The following is a 14,394-nucleotide window of genomic DNA, read 5'->3' on the forward strand; positions in this document are numbered from 1 at the left end:
TTAAGGCTAAAACATGAAATTGCTATTTATCATTAATCCAGGTTCTGGAAGTCACGATATTAATTTAAAAGAAGTAATTTCTACTCACTTCAAAGGAGGAGATGTGAGCATCGAACTTTTTGAATTGCCAGATGATTGTTCGTTAGATAAAATAAAAGCTAAAATCGAACAGTCGCAACCCGACCGTGTGGTTGCCGTTGGCGGAGACGGAACGTTGAAACTGGTGGCCGAGTGTTTGTTAAATAAAGAAATTCCAATTGGGATTATCCCCGCAGGATCTGCAAACGGGATGGCCAAGGAGCTGGGAATACCTCAGGAAATTACCGAAGCACTTGATTTACTGAAAAATGGGAAAGCCCAAAAGATCCACGTGGTTAAAATAAATGAGGAAATATGCATTCATCTATCTGATCTGGGATTTAATGCTTACTTGGTAAAGAAGTTTGATACTTTGCCCGGGCGTGGAATGTGGGGATATGCTAAAGCGACATGGCATGCCTTATGGAATCATAAACGCATGGATGTTGAACTGAATATTAAGGGCGAGACCATTAAATCGAAAGCAGCCATGGTAGCCATTGCAAATGCGACGATGTATGGCTCGGGCTTAAAAATTAATCCTGATGGAAAGTTGGACGATGAACTTTTTGAAATCGTTTTGGTTAAAGATTATTCATACCTGGAGATATTGAAAGTTTGGATTACACGCCTTCCATTTAACCCTAAAAAAGTAGAAATTTTCCAAACATCGGCAATTAAAATTTCCTCCAAACACAAGGCTCATTTTCAGGTTGATGGCGAATATATAGGTAAAATAAATACGGTTGAAGCCCATATTTTACCCGCTGCGATAACGGTTATCGTGTAAAATAGATTAAGAAATTTTATTAATATTTTTGCGGTTTTTTATTTTTTTAAATTATTCTGGATCCAATTCCTGATATCATCAAAACGAAATTCCCCCATACTTGCAGAGATTACCAGATCATATTTTTGCTGCTGACCAGCTGTAATATCTAATCCATTTTCTAATAAGATGAGTCGCATCAAAGTATATGCAGTTCTTTTATTACCATCTACAAAAGGATGATTTATCACAATACTTTCTAAAATAGCTGAAGCTTTCTCTATTGGTGTTGGATATAAATCTTCATCGTTGAATGTAGCGAAGGGTCTAGCTAAAGCAGATTCAAGTAAACCAAAATCGCGAACTCCTTTACTTCCTCCAAACTTATCAATTAATATGTTGTGTATAATTTCGGTTTCCTTGATTGAAATCATTGAGCAAGTTTATGAAGTACCTCACTATCTTCGGATAGAATTTTTTTAAAGTTTGAAGTCAAAGTTGAATTAGAAGTTCTTTCTAGTTGAACTTCTTTAATTAAATCCAAAATATCAACAAGAAGCTTTTCTGGAACTTGATCCAAAGCCTTGTTTATCTCTTTTTTGATTTCTACTGCTGTCATAATCAAATTTAATAGTTTTATTTATTCAAAACATCATATTAGCATATTTTATGATAGGCTATTATTCCGATAGATTTGAATGGTAAAGTAGAGTCTGAAAAACTCAGCAATAAAACATATTTTAAATAGTATATCGAACCAGCGGTCGCCTAAATTTAAAATCTCGGGCAAAAAGGTTATAAAGCCAATGGAAAATATCCAAACGATTAACCTGAATGAGAATTGGATAAAGTAGGTAATAAAACCAAATTTTTTGAAAAGAAATAAGCCAACTGCCGATAGAAATAACGACAAAAACATAGGAAGTGTTAAAACAACTCTAATTTGAGATAAAAGTTGATCGGGTATTTCATTAATATGGGTAATAATTGCCCAAAATTGTTTAGCAAGGAGTAAAATGCTAATAACATCTAACAGGGCAAAAAACTTAGTGGCAGTTCTCATTTAGTTACAGTATTTGGCAAGATACTGATCTGCTAAACTACTACCCATATTTTTTACAAACAAAAAATCTTCGCAAGCACCTTGTTTATCACCTTGTTTAATTTTTTTTAAGCCGTTATCAATTCGCTCATTTAAATAATCGTCGTCAATACCCAACTGGTTTTTAATAGCAATAATCTGTGTTTCTTGTCCTGGTTTTGCCTGATCAATGTTTTTATAAAAATTAATCACAGAATTTGTCAAACCTTCTTCCGCCTGGTAACTACGAATGGCATCTTGCATATCTCTACTCGATTTACCTTCGCAATTAAAACCAGAAAGCTTAAAATTAACGGGTACTATCACTGCTGTTGTGGTATCATAACCGACAGGAACTTTCCATTTACCACTGCTTAGCCTCACCAACCGCAATGCTTCTTCGTCCAATTCGCTTAAAATGCTTTTGGTTACTCGTGAGGAATAAACATTTCCTTTTTCATCTAATTTAAAACTGATGTTTACGGTACCCTGGATACAGTTATTTTTTGAAAATGAGGGGTAAATGGTTTTTTCTCTTAAGAAATTCGTAAAACCATCCTTGCCTGTTTTAAATTGCAACTGTGCCATCGCAGCCGAACAGCAAAATATTAAAAAGATGGTAACTAGCCTTTTCATAATTACTAATTTACGGTTTTAGTCGCACTGCAGATATGCTTTCGTGGAATATAAACGTCACAATTGTAAAAAGATAACAACAGGAAGGTTAATAATGTTTAAATCAGTTATGCCAGATTATTTCGAATATTTTATTGTTGCCTGTTAAACGTAAATTTTAAGATCACGTTCGGGTCTGGGCAATTCCCCAGGTATTGGTTTCTTTCGCTAAACTTACAAACGCCAGGATAGTCGCCTTCGTAGTTTTCGATATTTTTTATCAGTTGAAAATGAAGGTGAGGTGGCCAGTTGCCATTTTCTTCTTTAATGCCGAGTTCGGCAATTTTTTTTCCGGCTAAAATCATTTTGCCTACTTTCAAATGGTTAATTGATGCTAAACTCAAGTGACCATAAAGCGCATGGAATTTGAAACCCTCGATATTGTAGCTTAAGATAATTGTGGCACCATAATCACCAAAAGCATTGTTGTTGGCAAAACTATGAACCTCGGCATCGTAAAAATTATAAATTGAAGTTCCAGCTTCGCCCCAAATATCTACCCCCAAATGTAACCGCCGGGGTTCTTCTGCACTACTAAAATGAGCACTTCGCGAATAAATCGTACGGTGCTCATTGTAACCGCCGATACCATAGCGAGCTTTAGCGGCGATGAGTTTTTGGTTAATCCACTCAGAAAAAACATCTGTATCGTTTAAAATTGCATCAGTCAATTCTAAATTCGAGTCAGTAAAATCGAGGGGTAAAAGTTGATCTTGTTTAAGATTAAAGTCGACAATTTTTTGAATGGCAGATGCATTTTCGTTAATAATTTGTTCAAAGGTTTTCATTAAAGCTGATCAAAAATATAAACGTAATTATAAATGTAATGTGACAATGCACCTCCAATAACAAAGAGATGCCACAGCTCGTGGCTATGCATCCAGCGAAACATTTGTTTATCCTTTGCGTAATAATACGTGCCACCGATGTAGAAAATGCCACCGAATAATAACCAAAAAATGGCTCCCAAGGGCAATGTGCCGAGCATTTTTTGTAGCAGTGGAACAATTAAACAGCCCATTAAAATATAAATGGCGAGGGATATAGCAGTGCTTTTGAGTTTGTTAAAAATTTTTAAAAGGCAACCAATTATTGCAATTAACCATACAATAGCAAATAAACTCCAGCGTAACCATCCATCAAAAACTAGTAGGGCAGTCGGGGTATATGATCCTGCAATCATCAAATAAATGCAGCAATGATCAAATTTTTGCCAAAAGCGAATACCATAATCACTAGCAGGAAAACCGTGATAAGTGGCACTTACGCCAAACAAAATAAATGTAGCAATGCTGTAAATCCAGGCTGCGGTGAATTGAATTGGTGTTTCGCATTTTTGGAGCAAAAAATAACCCGCTGGTATCGCTACCAATGCGGGTATAAAATGTGTAAAGAAGTTTACCGGTTCTCTTAATTTTCTCACGATAACTATTCTTCGCCTTCTTCTTTTTGTCTCGGTTCTTTAGCAATTTTATCAAACAAGTGATCCATGCGCTCTACATATTCATTTGTATCATCTACAAAAAAAGTAAGCTCTGGCACCACTCTAACCTGATGGCGGATTCTGGCGCCTAGTTTATATCGAATTTCACCAGCATGAGCATTTACCGTATTAATGGATAAAGTAGTATTGGTAGTATTAAAAAAACTCAAATATACCTTTGCTACAGCCAAATCTGGCGATACGCGAACACGTGTAATCGTTACCAGCGTATTCGGTAAAAATGCTCCACCCTCACGCTGAAAAACCTGTGCTAACTCCTCTTGTAGTACTCCTGCAAATTTCTGCTGACGTTTACTTTCCATAAATTTTATTTTTTCGTCATTGAGAGATGCCAAACAATCTTACTTGCAAATAGATTGCTGATGGCTCGCAACGACGGATTCTTAATTAATATAACAAATTGCTATCGTAAGGATACCTGGCTACATGTGCCGCTTTTACCTTATCATATAACAATGTTTTAAACTCTTCAATGTTTTCTTTTTCTGTAGCCGATATAAATAACACTGGGACCTTTCCATGGCTCATCCAGCTTTTCTTAAATTCATCAATGCTTAATTTACCATCATCGTCCTCATCTTCCACTTCTGGCGAAACGTAGGCATCAATTTTATTAAACACCAAAATCATATCCTTATCAATGGCGCCGATATCTTTTAGTGTTTCGTTTACAGTGTTAATCTGATCCTCGAAATTTGGATGTGAAACATCTACAACGTGAATCAATAAATCAGCTTCGCGAACTTCATCAAGGGTCGATTTAAAGCACTCTACCAAATGATGGGGTAGTTTTCTGATAAACCCAACAGTATCTGAAAGTAAGAAAGGCAAGTTTTCAATTACCACTTTTCTAACCGTAGTATCCAGCGTGGCAAAAAGCTTATTTTCGGCAAATACTTCCGATTTGGAAAGCATGTTCATGATAGTAGACTTGCCCACGTTGGTATATCCTACTAAAGCTACGCGAATCAGCTGACCACGATTTTTTCGCTGAGTTTCGTTTTGTCTATCTATATTTCTTAACCGCTCCTTCAGTAGCGAAATCTTATTTAAAATAATACGTCTATCACTCTCAATTTGCGTTTCTCCAGGTCCACGCATACCAATACCACCCTTTTGGCGCTCTAAGTGAGTCCACATACCCGTTAGTCGTGGCAATACATATTGAAGTTGAGCTAATTCTACCTGCGTTTTTGCTTGTGCCGTTTGGGCTCTGCTGGCAAAAATGTCGAGGATCAGATTGCTTCGATCTAAAACTTTTACACCCAACTCACGATCAATATTCCGCAACTGTGAGGGTGAAAGTTCGTCATCAAAAACAACGGTATCAATCTCTTCCGATTTTACATAAGCTTTAATCTCCTCTAGCTTTCCTGTACCCACAAATGTTGCCCGCTCAGGCTTCAGCATTTTTTGAGTAAATACTTTCTCTACTTGTCCTCCTGCTGTATCAACAAGAAAAGCCAATTCATCTAAATATTCTTTTGTTTGCTCTTCCTTTTCTCCTGGAGTAACAACGCCAACCAAAACGGCTCGTTCCTGCTTAATCGCAGTATCATAAAATTTTTGTTTTCCCATGTAATATGTACAAAGATACAAATTTTGCAAATTGAAAATTGGCTAAGCATACACAGCTGGCAACAACTTACATTCAAACAATAAGTCTGGTAAAAAGCAATAGCTTAAGCCCGTTTGCCATTTAATTGAATTATAATCTCGAAATTGATTAAGGATTCGGTTAGAACTTATCGGTTAATTAGTTTGAACAACATTTGGTTTTCAATTTTTGTTTAACCTTCAGTATCTAACTACAATATTATGTTCTAATTTAGATTGAAACTTATCTAACTTGAGGATGGATTTTTTTAGTACCAAAAGCATCTTTTTTACAGTTCTTGATTACCCGATGAGCTATCTCGAATTTTTTGCAGTAGTTACAGGGGTTATTTCGGTTATTTTATCTGCAAGGGCAAACATCTGGAGTTGGCCGGCAGGTATTGTCAATGTGTTTTTATCAGCTTTTTTTTATTACCAGATACAGCTTTATCCTGATATGTTTTTAATGGGTTTCTTTTTCGTTACCAACATTCTCGGCTGGTGGCGATGGGCCAATCCGAAGCCGGAAGAAGAAGACATAAAGAAACAGTTGAAGATAAGCTTTATGCCCAGAAAGCAGTTTCTGATCTTTTTAGCTGTCGGTATAGTTGGAACAGTATTAATCGGTACACTGGCCGGACAGTTACATAACTGGTTCCCATTTGTTTTTAACCTGCCAAGCGCCTATCCCTTTGTCGATTCATTTATTCTAGTGATGAGTGTAATTACTACATTTTTAATGATTCAAAAGCGAATAGAATGTTGGATTATTTGGCTAATGATTGATGTTGTAGCGACCTATTTATACTTTTTGAAAGGCGCAATGTTTTTTGGTGTCGAATATATTCTTTTCACCATCATTGCAGCCTTTGCTTTATGGAATTGGATTAAAGAATATAAAAGCTACAGTAAAACCGAATGATAAGAGGTTTGGTAATTGGAAAATTTATGCCTATTCACAATGGACATATTCGGTTAATACAATTTGCCGCATCGCATTGCGATGAACTTATTGTTTCCATGAGCTTTACTCACCAAGATCCCATTGATGCTGAAAAAAGATTTAGTTGGATCAAAGAAATTTTTAAATCAGAACCTAAAATCAAGCCTTGCATAATTGCTGATGATTTTGATGATGAAGCATTAGCACTTATGCCTCGTACTAAAATTTGGGCAAATCGCATGAGGGAGGTTTATCCGAAAATTGATGTGCTTATTAGTTCAGAAGAATACGGAGAACCCTTTGCCTTTAATCTGGAAGCTGTGCATATTTTATGCGATTTTAAACGAATGGAGATTCCAGTTTCGGCAACGATGATTCGAACCAATCCTTTTAAATATTGGAGATTCATTCCTGATGTAGTTAAGCCGCATTTTGTAAAACGAGTTTGCTTCTATGGACCTGAAAGTACCGGAAAATCAACATTGGCAGAAAAAATGGCACTACATTATCAAACAGAATTTGTTCCTGAAGTGGCAAGAGAGCTGATATCATCGAATGATATTTCTGTTGATGATATAATTAAGATTGGCTTTGCACAAACGGAAAGAGTAAAGGGAAAAACAAAAATTGCTAACAAAGTACTTTTTTGCGATACAGATTTAATCACTACCAAAATTTATTCGCAGCATTATTTAGGTGTTGTGCCAGAAGTTTTAACGGTGCTTGAAAATGAAATTGTTTACGATTTATATTTTTTGTTGGATATTGATGTGGAATGGGTAGCCGATGATTTAAGGGATTTCGGCGATAGAAGGCAAGAAATGTTCAATTTATTTAAGGCCGAATTAGAAAGCCGAGGGATAAATTATAATCTAATTAGTGGAAATTATCAGCAACGGGAAGCAAAAGTTAAATCCATTATTGATCAATTTTTTCAACATTAAAATATAATAGTATACTTATCGGAAGTTGGATTGCCGACTCCATCCTCAAAAAAAATAAAACATAATCAGTAATAGTCGGTTAATATAATGGCGCTCGGAATAAATGTTTAACTTAAAATTTATTGCCATGAAAAATGTAAATACACCTAAGAACAATCCTACAACCCAAGGAAGTTCGATTGCAGACAGAGCAAATCACGATGTAAAAGTTGACAAGAAAATGCAGGGAATAATGAATGGTGGAGGTCAGCGTTCCGATCAAACATCGAATAAAGATAATCAACGTAAAGTTGATAATAAGAAATAGCGTAAAATTCAAAACGGAAGATTGGTACGGGTTAAGAGCCCAAAACCATCTTCCGTTTTACTTCATTAATTTTCGATTTCAAGAAAATTCTTTAGCCAGCTTAATAATATCTTTTCCTTCCAAAATTCTTCTTTCGCTTTGATAATATAATGTATTAATCATCGCATCTCCGAGTTCGGTCATCGTACAAAAACCATTCGGGAAAAATTTTCTTCCAATAGGAAACATCCAGTTGATATACTTATAAAAATTGTGGGCAAATTTTTGTCCTTTAAGTGGTTTGATAAAACCCGGGCGGAAGTGATAAACCTGCTTAAAAGGTAATTTGGTTAATTCGCTTTCTGTTTTACCTTTTACCTTCTGCCAGTTTAATCTTCCATTTATATCTGTTCCACTGCCAGAAACATAACAAAAAGTCATATTATCATTTAACTTAACCAAAGTATCTGCAACATGCATCGTAAGTGTATAAGTCATGCGATAATAAGTATCGTTATCAACCCCAACTGATGAAATACCAAGACAGAAGAAGCAAGCGTTGTAACCTTTCAGTTCATCTTCGATAGCTTTGAAATTAAAAAAATCCTGGTGAACAATTTCCTTAAGTTTAGCATGAACATAACCGCATGGTTTCCGGTTAATTACCAAAATTGAATCTATTTCGGGGTTATTTAGGCACTGGATTAATACACCTTCGCCAACCATACCTGTGCTTCCGGTAATAATAACGTTGTTAAGTGATCTCGTTTTTCCCATTTAAATTGATGTTTAATAATTAACTTTTAAAGTTAATCTTTGTTTGGCTTAATAAAATCTACGTAGCTTCGCTTCACATACATCAGTATTTCATAATCATTCATTTTTCTAATTTCGGCAGCAGAAGGACGATATATTTCAATAAAATTATTTAATGAATCATCTTCCAGTTTAGTGATGGAACTTATTTTTTCTGGTGAGAAACGATTATTGATATAATTTGTTTCCTCATCTTTTAACTGCACTTTCTTTAATTTTGAAAGTGAATTTTTATTCTTTGTGAGTAAACCAATTGTTCTTAAAACATCCAGACTTAAAATAGAGGAAGTGGAGTTGGAAACCAGGTTTGATCCTGGCGTTTTATAGCGCAAACCTTTCTTAACCAGTACATCTTTAATGGATGGGTCTTTATAAGCGAAAACCTTTGCGAAATCTTCCCGTATCTGCAACGAGTCTTTAAGGTAATCTCTTTTAGAATAAATGGTAACATCATTTAAATTGATAGCAACCGAACGCAAAAGGACGATTACATCTTTAAAGTTGTTATTTAGATTTAATTCCTTTTCTTCATAGCCTAACTTATTAATTTTTAAAATTTGGATAGACGGATTTTTCGGAAATGAAAATTTTCCGGTACTCGAGGTTATGCTTACTTCATTTCCGTATTTGACTACCGCATTTTCGATCGGAATTCTGGAAATATGATCCAACACTTGTCCGCTAATTTGTTGGGAAAATAAGCGATTGGAGATCATGATTAGCACAAAGAAGAAGAAATATTTCATTGCTAGCTAATCTAAAGGATAATTAAATGTCTATTAAAATTTTAACATAGATTAACCTTGTTTGGAAATACAAAAGGGTTTCGATACTATCAAAACCCTTTTGTATGTGTTACTTAATCACTGTGCCGACCATTTTATAATCTTTAGGCGGCTCAGCTCCTAATAAATGCTGTACAAAATAATCCCATCTTCTTCTCATCATGTAAGCAGAATACGGACCATAACCATGTGCACTATTCGGGAAAATCACTAAATCGAAACTTTTATTAGCCTTTTGTAAAGCTTCCACAACTAATAAAGTATTATAAGGTGGTACGTTATCATCCATCATTCCATGAACCAACATCAGCTTTCCTTTTAAATTTTTGGCATAAGTTTGATTGGCTTGCGCTGCATAATCTACGTTTTCTGCTAATCCATTGTAGCGTTCGCCCCAATCATCCTCATAATTTCTATTGTCGTGGTTTCCTGATTCTGATATTCCTACCTTAAAGAAATCTGGGTAGCGGAACATTGCTGCCGCTGTTGCAAACCCACCGCCAGAATGCCCCCAGATACCAACTTTGGCCGTATCAATTGGGTATTTGGTAGCCAGTTGTTTGATCGCAGTGATTTGATCCGGCAATGTATTTTCGGCCATATTGCCATAATTCATGTCGTGGTAGCTTTTAGATCGACCTGGGTTACTTGTTCCTTCAAGTACCACTACAATAAAACCTAATTCTGCTAAAGCTTGGTTATCGCCACGCGATGCTGAAAAGAACCAGCTGCCCACACTTCCACCTTGTGGACCTGGATAAATGTAATCGATTACCGGATATTTTTTAGTGGCATCCATTTTTGATGGCGTAAATACCAAACCGTAAATGTCAGTCTTGCCATCATTGGCTTTTACAGTAATTGGTGCAGGCGCTTTCCAGCCTGTTGCTGTTAATCTCGAAACATCCGTTTTAGCTAGTTCGCTAACTACCTTGCCATTTATGTCCTTTAAAACAACATTCGCTGGAACGTTAGGTTGAGAATAATTATCGATGAAAAATTTTCCTGATGGGGAGAAAGTAACCATGTGGTTACCTAGTTCTGGTGTTAAATCTTTTAAGTTTTTACCATCGAAACCAATCGTAAAAAAGTGGCCAAAATAGGGATTCAATTTATCTTGACCATTGGCAATGAAATAAAGCATACGTGTTTTTTCATCCACTTTAAGCAACCTTGTAACTACCCAATCTCCTTTTGTAATTTGATTTTTTACTTTGCCCGTAGTGGCGTCATAAAGATATAAATGACCCCAATTATCCCGTTCAGAATACCAAATTATTTCTTTGCTTGCTGGTAAGTATCTCCAATTAATGGTGCCTTGACCCGATTCGAATTGTGTTTTTGCGGTTTCTTCAAATACTTCTCGTACATCACCTGTGCTTGCATTTGCGATGCGAAATTTCTCATTTTTGTGGTCTCTCGAGGTAGATACAAAAGCAACTTCCGATCCATCAGCCTTCCAATCAATATCATCAAAAGTTCCACTGCTCGAAATGTCATCACTCAAAGTACCACGGTGCGGATCAGGTGCAATGTTTAAAGAAATTACCTTTGGGGTTTCGATATCGATAATCACACGTCTGATGGTAGGGATTTCTTTATCTCCCGGCAATGGATATTTCCAGGTCTCTAATTTTGGAGCACCAACATTGGTGGTTACCAAATACATATCTTTCGAATTTCTTTGGTCTTGCTGGAAAGTTGTAATTTTCTTAGAATCTGGCGACCAGCGTAAGATCGGCGCATCGCTATGTCTCCAACCAGCATTGTCAGTTGCGTAACCATAATCTTTCACGCCATCAGTAGTTAACTGAGTGAGTTTGCTTGATGCCACATCTTTCACATATAAATTATAATCTTTAATCAAAATGGCTTTTTTTCCATCAGGAGAAAGTACTTCATCGCCACCGCCCCTTCTTCTTGCAGTAGGAGGAGGCGAGGCCAAACCTTTTCCATATTCTGTAGTTAAGGTTTTCGTTTTCTTGTCAGGATTTACCAAAAAGGTTTGTGTACCATTAGCATTTTTAATAGTAAACCAAAAGTTATCACCTTCAAGCCAATTGGGTGTAACACCTACATTATCAATGTATTTAGAAGTGTTGTAAGCCATAAAGCTTTCCGCATGTTCATAATCTTTTTCGGTTAAAACTTTCTGCTGCGCATCTGCCGAAGTCATTATGGACAGGGCAATTGCAGTTAGCCAATATTTATTCATAATAGTCAGTTGGTTAATCTTTGGGATAAAATTAAGAGTGTTTCGTGAGATCAGATTAATTTAGCAAGAATAATACAAATTAAGGTTTCTAAAATAAGCTTAAGCTAGGTTACGCTAACAGCTTAAATAAAAAATGCCATCTTAAAAAAGATAGCATTTTGCGGAGAGAGCGGGATTCGAACCCGCGGTACCGTTAAGTACACACGCTTTCCAAGCGTGCTCGATCGACCACTCTGACACCTCTCCGGATTATATAATTTTTTCTTGTTTCAAATAACTGTAACCATTTACCGATTTGTAATATTGTTCTCTTCTAAAAGCTTCACCTCTTGTACTAAACATTTCATGAAAATGAATAATAAGAGGTCGTCTGCCTTTTGTAGATTTCACATCTCCTTTATTATGTTTAATCAGTCTTGCTTCCAAATTCTCGGTACTGCCATAATAATATCTTCCATCTTTTAAGCTTTTTAGAATGTAACTATAAAACATACTATATTTTAAAATAAGTATACAAACTATTTAAATACTATCACACGCTTTCCAAGCGTGCTCGATCGACCACTCCCCGTAGGGGTCCTTTGGACTGACACCTCTCCTCAGTGGTTTGCAAAAGTAATTTTTTTATTCAAAAAAAATGCTTCCAATTTTCACAGGAAGCATTTTTATTTGATGAGTTGTTAAATTAATCAACAACTGTAATTTTTAACATATTGGTTTTTCCTTTTGCTTCTATTGGAATTGCCGCAGTATTAATTAAAATATCGCCTTGCTTAACCAATTTTTTGCTTTTTAAGAATTCGTTCACCTCAATAATGGTGTTGTCTGTACTTTCCCATTTATCATAGTAAAAACCTCTAACGCCCCATAATAAGCTAACTGCATTTAAAAGTGCTCTATTACTCGTGAAGATGAAAGTTAAAGCCTCCGGTCTGTGGCTAGAAATTTCAAAAGCAGTATAACCACTTAAAGTCATTGATACAATACCAACAGCATTGGTTTGCTTAGCTAAGAAACAAGCAGAATCGCAAATTGCATCGCTTAAAAAAGATGCAGATTTTGGTTTCAAAAACTTATCTGGATTAAATGGATAATTGTTTTGCTCAATGTTTTGAATGATTTTCTGCATCGTTTCTATAACGATCAAAGGAAATTCTCCAACTGAAGTTTCACCACTTAACATTACCGCATCTGCACCATCTAGTACTGAATTGGCTACGTCATTCACCTCTGCACGAGTCGGGCGAGGCGTAGTGATCATACTTTCCAGCATTTGAGTGGCTACAATTACAGGTTTTGAAGCTGCTCTACATTTAGCAACAATCATTTTTTGTAATAAAGGAACTTCTTCCATTGGGCATTCAACACCCAAATCTCCACGGGCAACCATAATACCATCGGTAACCGCTATAATTTCATCGATATTGGCAATAGCTTCTGGTTTTTCAATTTTTGCAATTACACGGGCAGTTTTACCACGTTCTGCAATAATTTTTTTCAGTTCGATAATATCTTCAGCTTTACGAACGAAAGATAAACCTATCCATTCTACATCATTTTCTAAAACGAATTCCAGGTTTTCTCTATCTTCTGGAGTTAAAGATGGGATAGAAACCTTTGTGTTTGGAAGGTTTACTCCTTTTCTTGAAGTTAAGATTCCGCCGTGAACGATCTCACAAAGCACCTCATCTTTAAGATTGGTAGAGATAACTTTCATTTGCAGTTTTCCATCATCCAAAAGGATGATTTCACCTGCCTGAACATCTTGAGGAAAGTTCTGATACGTTATATAAATACGTTCTTCGTTACCAATACATTCTTGTGTAGTGATAACGGTGGTTTTACCATTAATTAAGTTAATCCCGCCTTCTTTTACTAAACCGATACGAATTTTTGGGCCTTGTAAATCTGCAAGGATACCTACATTATAATCGTATTTTTTATTTAAATCGCGGATGGTATCTAAAACGGCCTGATGATCTGCTTGAGAACCATGCGAGAAATTTAGACGGCAAACATCCAAACCTGCGTTAAACATACTATATAATACTTCTGGTTTTGCTGATGCTGGCCCAAGCGTAGCAACAATTTTAGTTCTTGAATGAAAAGGTTTCATTTAATTATTTGATTTTAGCAATGCAGTTTCAGAAAACGCTAATTAATTATCTAAAATAATTAAACTGCATTAAATTTTATATATTTTGTTTTTTGTTCGTTGTTTATAACCGTCAAATATAGTGTATTTAATACACCAAGTATATAATTTTTATATTACCAAATTCTCTTTACTCTTTAATTTGGTTGGATCTATTTTTGCAGCAACTTGAATATCAGGCAGTTTGTTTAATCCATTAATTAAATAATTAAGATCTTCCTTGTCGATAAATTCCTTAATTATGATAAAAAAATCTACATTTCCCATTTCAGGAACCAGCAAACCATCGCTACTTCTGTTACTAATAAGGTAATATTCAATCTCGCCTTGCTCTACAAAAAAATAATATTTAGAGAAAGACCACGCCGGTTCATCAATGTTAAAAAATATTTCATGGTCTTCAATTTTCTCAAATTCGGTGTTCAACCTCGTATTAATTTTGTGGCATAGCACATAGTCTTTTAGGGGTGCTGTGATCGCAATTAGTATAAAATCAAGGTCTAACGTTAATTTCAGGTAAGTTCTATTCAAGTCGAAATAAATTATT

Annotated in this window: 18 protein-coding genes and 1 tRNA gene; 4 read left to right on the plus strand and 15 right to left on the minus strand. The window is 35.7% G+C overall.

Annotation, left to right across the window (positions count from 1 at the left end; genetic code table 11):
* The first annotated feature begins 13 nt into the window (after nt 1-13).
* Nucleotides 14-868, plus strand: coding sequence for a diacylglycerol/lipid kinase family protein (locus tag ACZZZK_RS15435; protein ID WP_463484919.1), 855 nt, complete (start codon nt 14-16; stop codon nt 866-868).
* A 38-nt stretch (nt 869-906) separates the two neighbouring features.
* Here ACZZZK_RS15435 and ACZZZK_RS15440 read toward each other — a convergent pair whose 3' ends face one another.
* The 8 genes from ACZZZK_RS15440 to hflX all read right to left on the minus strand — a co-directional run bounded on the left by ACZZZK_RS15440 (nt 907) and on the right by hflX (nt 5,685).
* Nucleotides 907-1,281: a type II toxin-antitoxin system death-on-curing family toxin gene (locus tag ACZZZK_RS15440; RefSeq protein WP_463484920.1), complete on the minus strand. Its 375-nt coding sequence runs from the start codon at nt 1,279-1,281 to the stop codon at nt 907-909.
* Nucleotides 1,278-1,466, minus strand: coding sequence for a hypothetical protein (locus ACZZZK_RS15445; protein ID WP_463484921.1), 189 nt, complete (start codon nt 1,464-1,466; stop codon nt 1,278-1,280). Before ACZZZK_RS15445 ends, ACZZZK_RS15440 begins: the two co-directional genes overlap by 4 nt.
* A gap of 48 nt (nt 1,467-1,514) precedes the next feature.
* The gene (locus ACZZZK_RS15450) at nt 1,515-1,910 is read right to left on the minus strand and encodes a hypothetical protein (protein WP_463484922.1); all 396 of its coding nucleotides are present in this window, start codon (nt 1,908-1,910) and stop codon (nt 1,515-1,517) included.
* Nucleotides 1,911-2,564, minus strand: coding sequence for an energy transducer TonB (locus ACZZZK_RS15455; RefSeq protein WP_463484923.1), 654 nt, complete (start codon nt 2,562-2,564; stop codon nt 1,911-1,913).
* Between the two features lie 131 nt (nt 2,565-2,695).
* Entirely contained in the window at nt 2,696-3,391 is a 696-nt protein-coding gene (locus tag ACZZZK_RS15460) for a peptidoglycan DD-metalloendopeptidase family protein (protein WP_463484924.1), read from the minus strand.
* Nucleotides 3,391-4,026: a PAQR family membrane homeostasis protein TrhA gene (trhA, locus tag ACZZZK_RS15465; RefSeq protein WP_463484925.1), complete on the minus strand. Its 636-nt coding sequence runs from the start codon at nt 4,024-4,026 to the stop codon at nt 3,391-3,393. Before trhA ends, ACZZZK_RS15460 begins: the two co-directional genes overlap by 1 nt.
* A 5-nt stretch (nt 4,027-4,031) precedes the next feature.
* Nucleotides 4,032-4,409, minus strand: coding sequence for a 30S ribosome-binding factor RbfA (gene rbfA, locus ACZZZK_RS15470; protein WP_056848286.1), 378 nt, complete (start codon nt 4,407-4,409; stop codon nt 4,032-4,034).
* 85 nt (nt 4,410-4,494) lie between these two features.
* A complete protein-coding gene (hflX, locus tag ACZZZK_RS15475; protein ID WP_056848287.1) occupies nt 4,495-5,685 on the minus strand; it encodes a GTPase HflX in 1,191 nt (396 codons plus the stop codon).
* Between the two features lie 277 nt (nt 5,686-5,962).
* On the opposite strand from hflX, the gene pnuC reads away from it, so the two are divergent.
* The 3 genes from pnuC (at nt 5,963) to ACZZZK_RS15490 (ending at nt 7,897) form a co-directional block, all read left to right on the plus strand.
* The gene (gene pnuC, locus ACZZZK_RS15480; RefSeq protein WP_463484926.1) at nt 5,963-6,625 is read left to right on the plus strand and encodes a nicotinamide riboside transporter PnuC; all 663 of its coding nucleotides are present in this window, start codon (nt 5,963-5,965) and stop codon (nt 6,623-6,625) included.
* On the plus strand, nt 6,622-7,590 hold the full coding sequence (locus ACZZZK_RS15485; protein WP_463484927.1) for an AAA family ATPase: 969 nt from the start codon (nt 6,622-6,624) through the stop codon (nt 7,588-7,590). Before pnuC ends, ACZZZK_RS15485 begins: the two co-directional genes overlap by 4 nt.
* Nucleotides 7,591-7,717: 127 nt before the next feature.
* Complete coding sequence (locus tag ACZZZK_RS15490) at nt 7,718-7,897, plus strand: hypothetical protein (protein ID WP_463484928.1); 180 nt, start codon at nt 7,718-7,720, stop codon at nt 7,895-7,897.
* 78 nt (nt 7,898-7,975) lie between these two features.
* On the opposite strand, the gene ACZZZK_RS15495 is transcribed toward ACZZZK_RS15490, so the two are convergent.
* The 7 genes from ACZZZK_RS15495 to ACZZZK_RS15525 form a co-directional block, all read right to left on the minus strand.
* Nucleotides 7,976-8,653, minus strand: a complete 678-nt coding sequence (locus tag ACZZZK_RS15495; RefSeq protein ID WP_463484929.1) for a Rossmann-fold NAD(P)-binding domain-containing protein — start codon at nt 8,651-8,653, stop codon at nt 7,976-7,978.
* A gap of 32 nt (nt 8,654-8,685) precedes the next feature.
* The gene (locus tag ACZZZK_RS15500) at nt 8,686-9,438 is read right to left on the minus strand and encodes a peptidase associated/transthyretin-like domain-containing protein (RefSeq protein WP_463484930.1); all 753 of its coding nucleotides are present in this window, start codon (nt 9,436-9,438) and stop codon (nt 8,686-8,688) included.
* Between the two features lie 109 nt (nt 9,439-9,547).
* The gene (locus tag ACZZZK_RS15505) at nt 9,548-11,692 is read right to left on the minus strand and encodes a S9 family peptidase (protein ID WP_463484931.1); all 2,145 of its coding nucleotides are present in this window, start codon (nt 11,690-11,692) and stop codon (nt 9,548-9,550) included.
* 161 nt (nt 11,693-11,853) lie between these two features.
* Nucleotides 11,854-11,938 (minus strand) — tRNA-Ser (locus ACZZZK_RS15510).
* Between the two features lie 3 nt (nt 11,939-11,941).
* The gene (locus ACZZZK_RS15515; protein ID WP_463484932.1) at nt 11,942-12,184 is read right to left on the minus strand and encodes a GIY-YIG nuclease family protein; all 243 of its coding nucleotides are present in this window, start codon (nt 12,182-12,184) and stop codon (nt 11,942-11,944) included.
* Nucleotides 12,185-12,377: 193 nt separating this feature from the next.
* A complete protein-coding gene (pyk, locus tag ACZZZK_RS15520; protein WP_265798551.1) occupies nt 12,378-13,808 on the minus strand; it encodes a pyruvate kinase in 1,431 nt (476 codons plus the stop codon).
* A gap of 150 nt (nt 13,809-13,958) precedes the next feature.
* Nucleotides 13,959-14,378 carry an IPExxxVDY family protein gene (locus ACZZZK_RS15525; RefSeq protein WP_056848295.1) on the minus strand — a complete coding sequence of 140 codons (420 nt, stop codon included), beginning with the start codon at nt 14,376-14,378 and terminating at the stop codon, nt 13,959-13,961.
* Between the last annotated feature and the right edge of the window lie 16 nt (nt 14,379-14,394).

This window comes from Pedobacter sp. AC163 (genome assembly GCF_979258665.1).

What these genes read in the sequence shown, in the direction of transcription:
- ACZZZK_RS15490 (WP_463484928.1), top strand. Translation starts at nt 7,718, where the DNA reads ATGAAAAATGTAAATACACCTAAGAACAATCCTACAACCCAAGGAAGT.
- ACZZZK_RS15450 (WP_463484922.1), bottom strand. Translation starts at nt 1,910, where the DNA reads ATGAGAACTGCCACTAAGTTTTTTGCCCTGTTAGATGTTATTAGCATT.
- ACZZZK_RS15505 (WP_463484931.1), bottom strand. Translation starts at nt 11,692, where the DNA reads ATGAATAAATATTGGCTAACTGCAATTGCCCTGTCCATAATGACTTCG.
- ACZZZK_RS15485 (WP_463484927.1), top strand. Translation starts at nt 6,622, where the DNA reads ATGATAAGAGGTTTGGTAATTGGAAAATTTATGCCTATTCACAATGGA.
- ACZZZK_RS15445 (WP_463484921.1), bottom strand. Translation starts at nt 1,466, where the DNA reads ATGACAGCAGTAGAAATCAAAAAAGAGATAAACAAGGCTTTGGATCAA.
- ACZZZK_RS15435 (WP_463484919.1), top strand. Translation starts at nt 14, where the DNA reads ATGAAATTGCTATTTATCATTAATCCAGGTTCTGGAAGTCACGATATT.
- ACZZZK_RS15440 (WP_463484920.1), bottom strand. Translation starts at nt 1,281, where the DNA reads ATGATTTCAATCAAGGAAACCGAAATTATACACAACATATTAATTGAT.
- ACZZZK_RS15500 (WP_463484930.1), bottom strand. Translation starts at nt 9,438, where the DNA reads ATGAAATATTTCTTCTTCTTTGTGCTAATCATGATCTCCAATCGCTTA.
- ACZZZK_RS15455 (WP_463484923.1), bottom strand. Translation starts at nt 2,564, where the DNA reads ATGAAAAGGCTAGTTACCATCTTTTTAATATTTTGCTGTTCGGCTGCG.
- rbfA (WP_056848286.1), bottom strand. Translation starts at nt 4,409, where the DNA reads ATGGAAAGTAAACGTCAGCAGAAATTTGCAGGAGTACTACAAGAGGAG.
- hflX (WP_056848287.1), bottom strand. Translation starts at nt 5,685, where the DNA reads ATGGGAAAACAAAAATTTTATGATACTGCGATTAAGCAGGAACGAGCC.
- pyk (WP_265798551.1), bottom strand. Translation starts at nt 13,808, where the DNA reads ATGAAACCTTTTCATTCAAGAACTAAAATTGTTGCTACGCTTGGGCCA.
- ACZZZK_RS15515 (WP_463484932.1), bottom strand. Translation starts at nt 12,184, where the DNA reads ATGTTTTATAGTTACATTCTAAAAAGCTTAAAAGATGGAAGATATTAT.
- ACZZZK_RS15460 (WP_463484924.1), bottom strand. Translation starts at nt 3,391, where the DNA reads ATGAAAACCTTTGAACAAATTATTAACGAAAATGCATCTGCCATTCAA.
- ACZZZK_RS15495 (WP_463484929.1), bottom strand. Translation starts at nt 8,653, where the DNA reads ATGGGAAAAACGAGATCACTTAACAACGTTATTATTACCGGAAGCACA.
- pnuC (WP_463484926.1), top strand. Translation starts at nt 5,963, where the DNA reads ATGGATTTTTTTAGTACCAAAAGCATCTTTTTTACAGTTCTTGATTAC.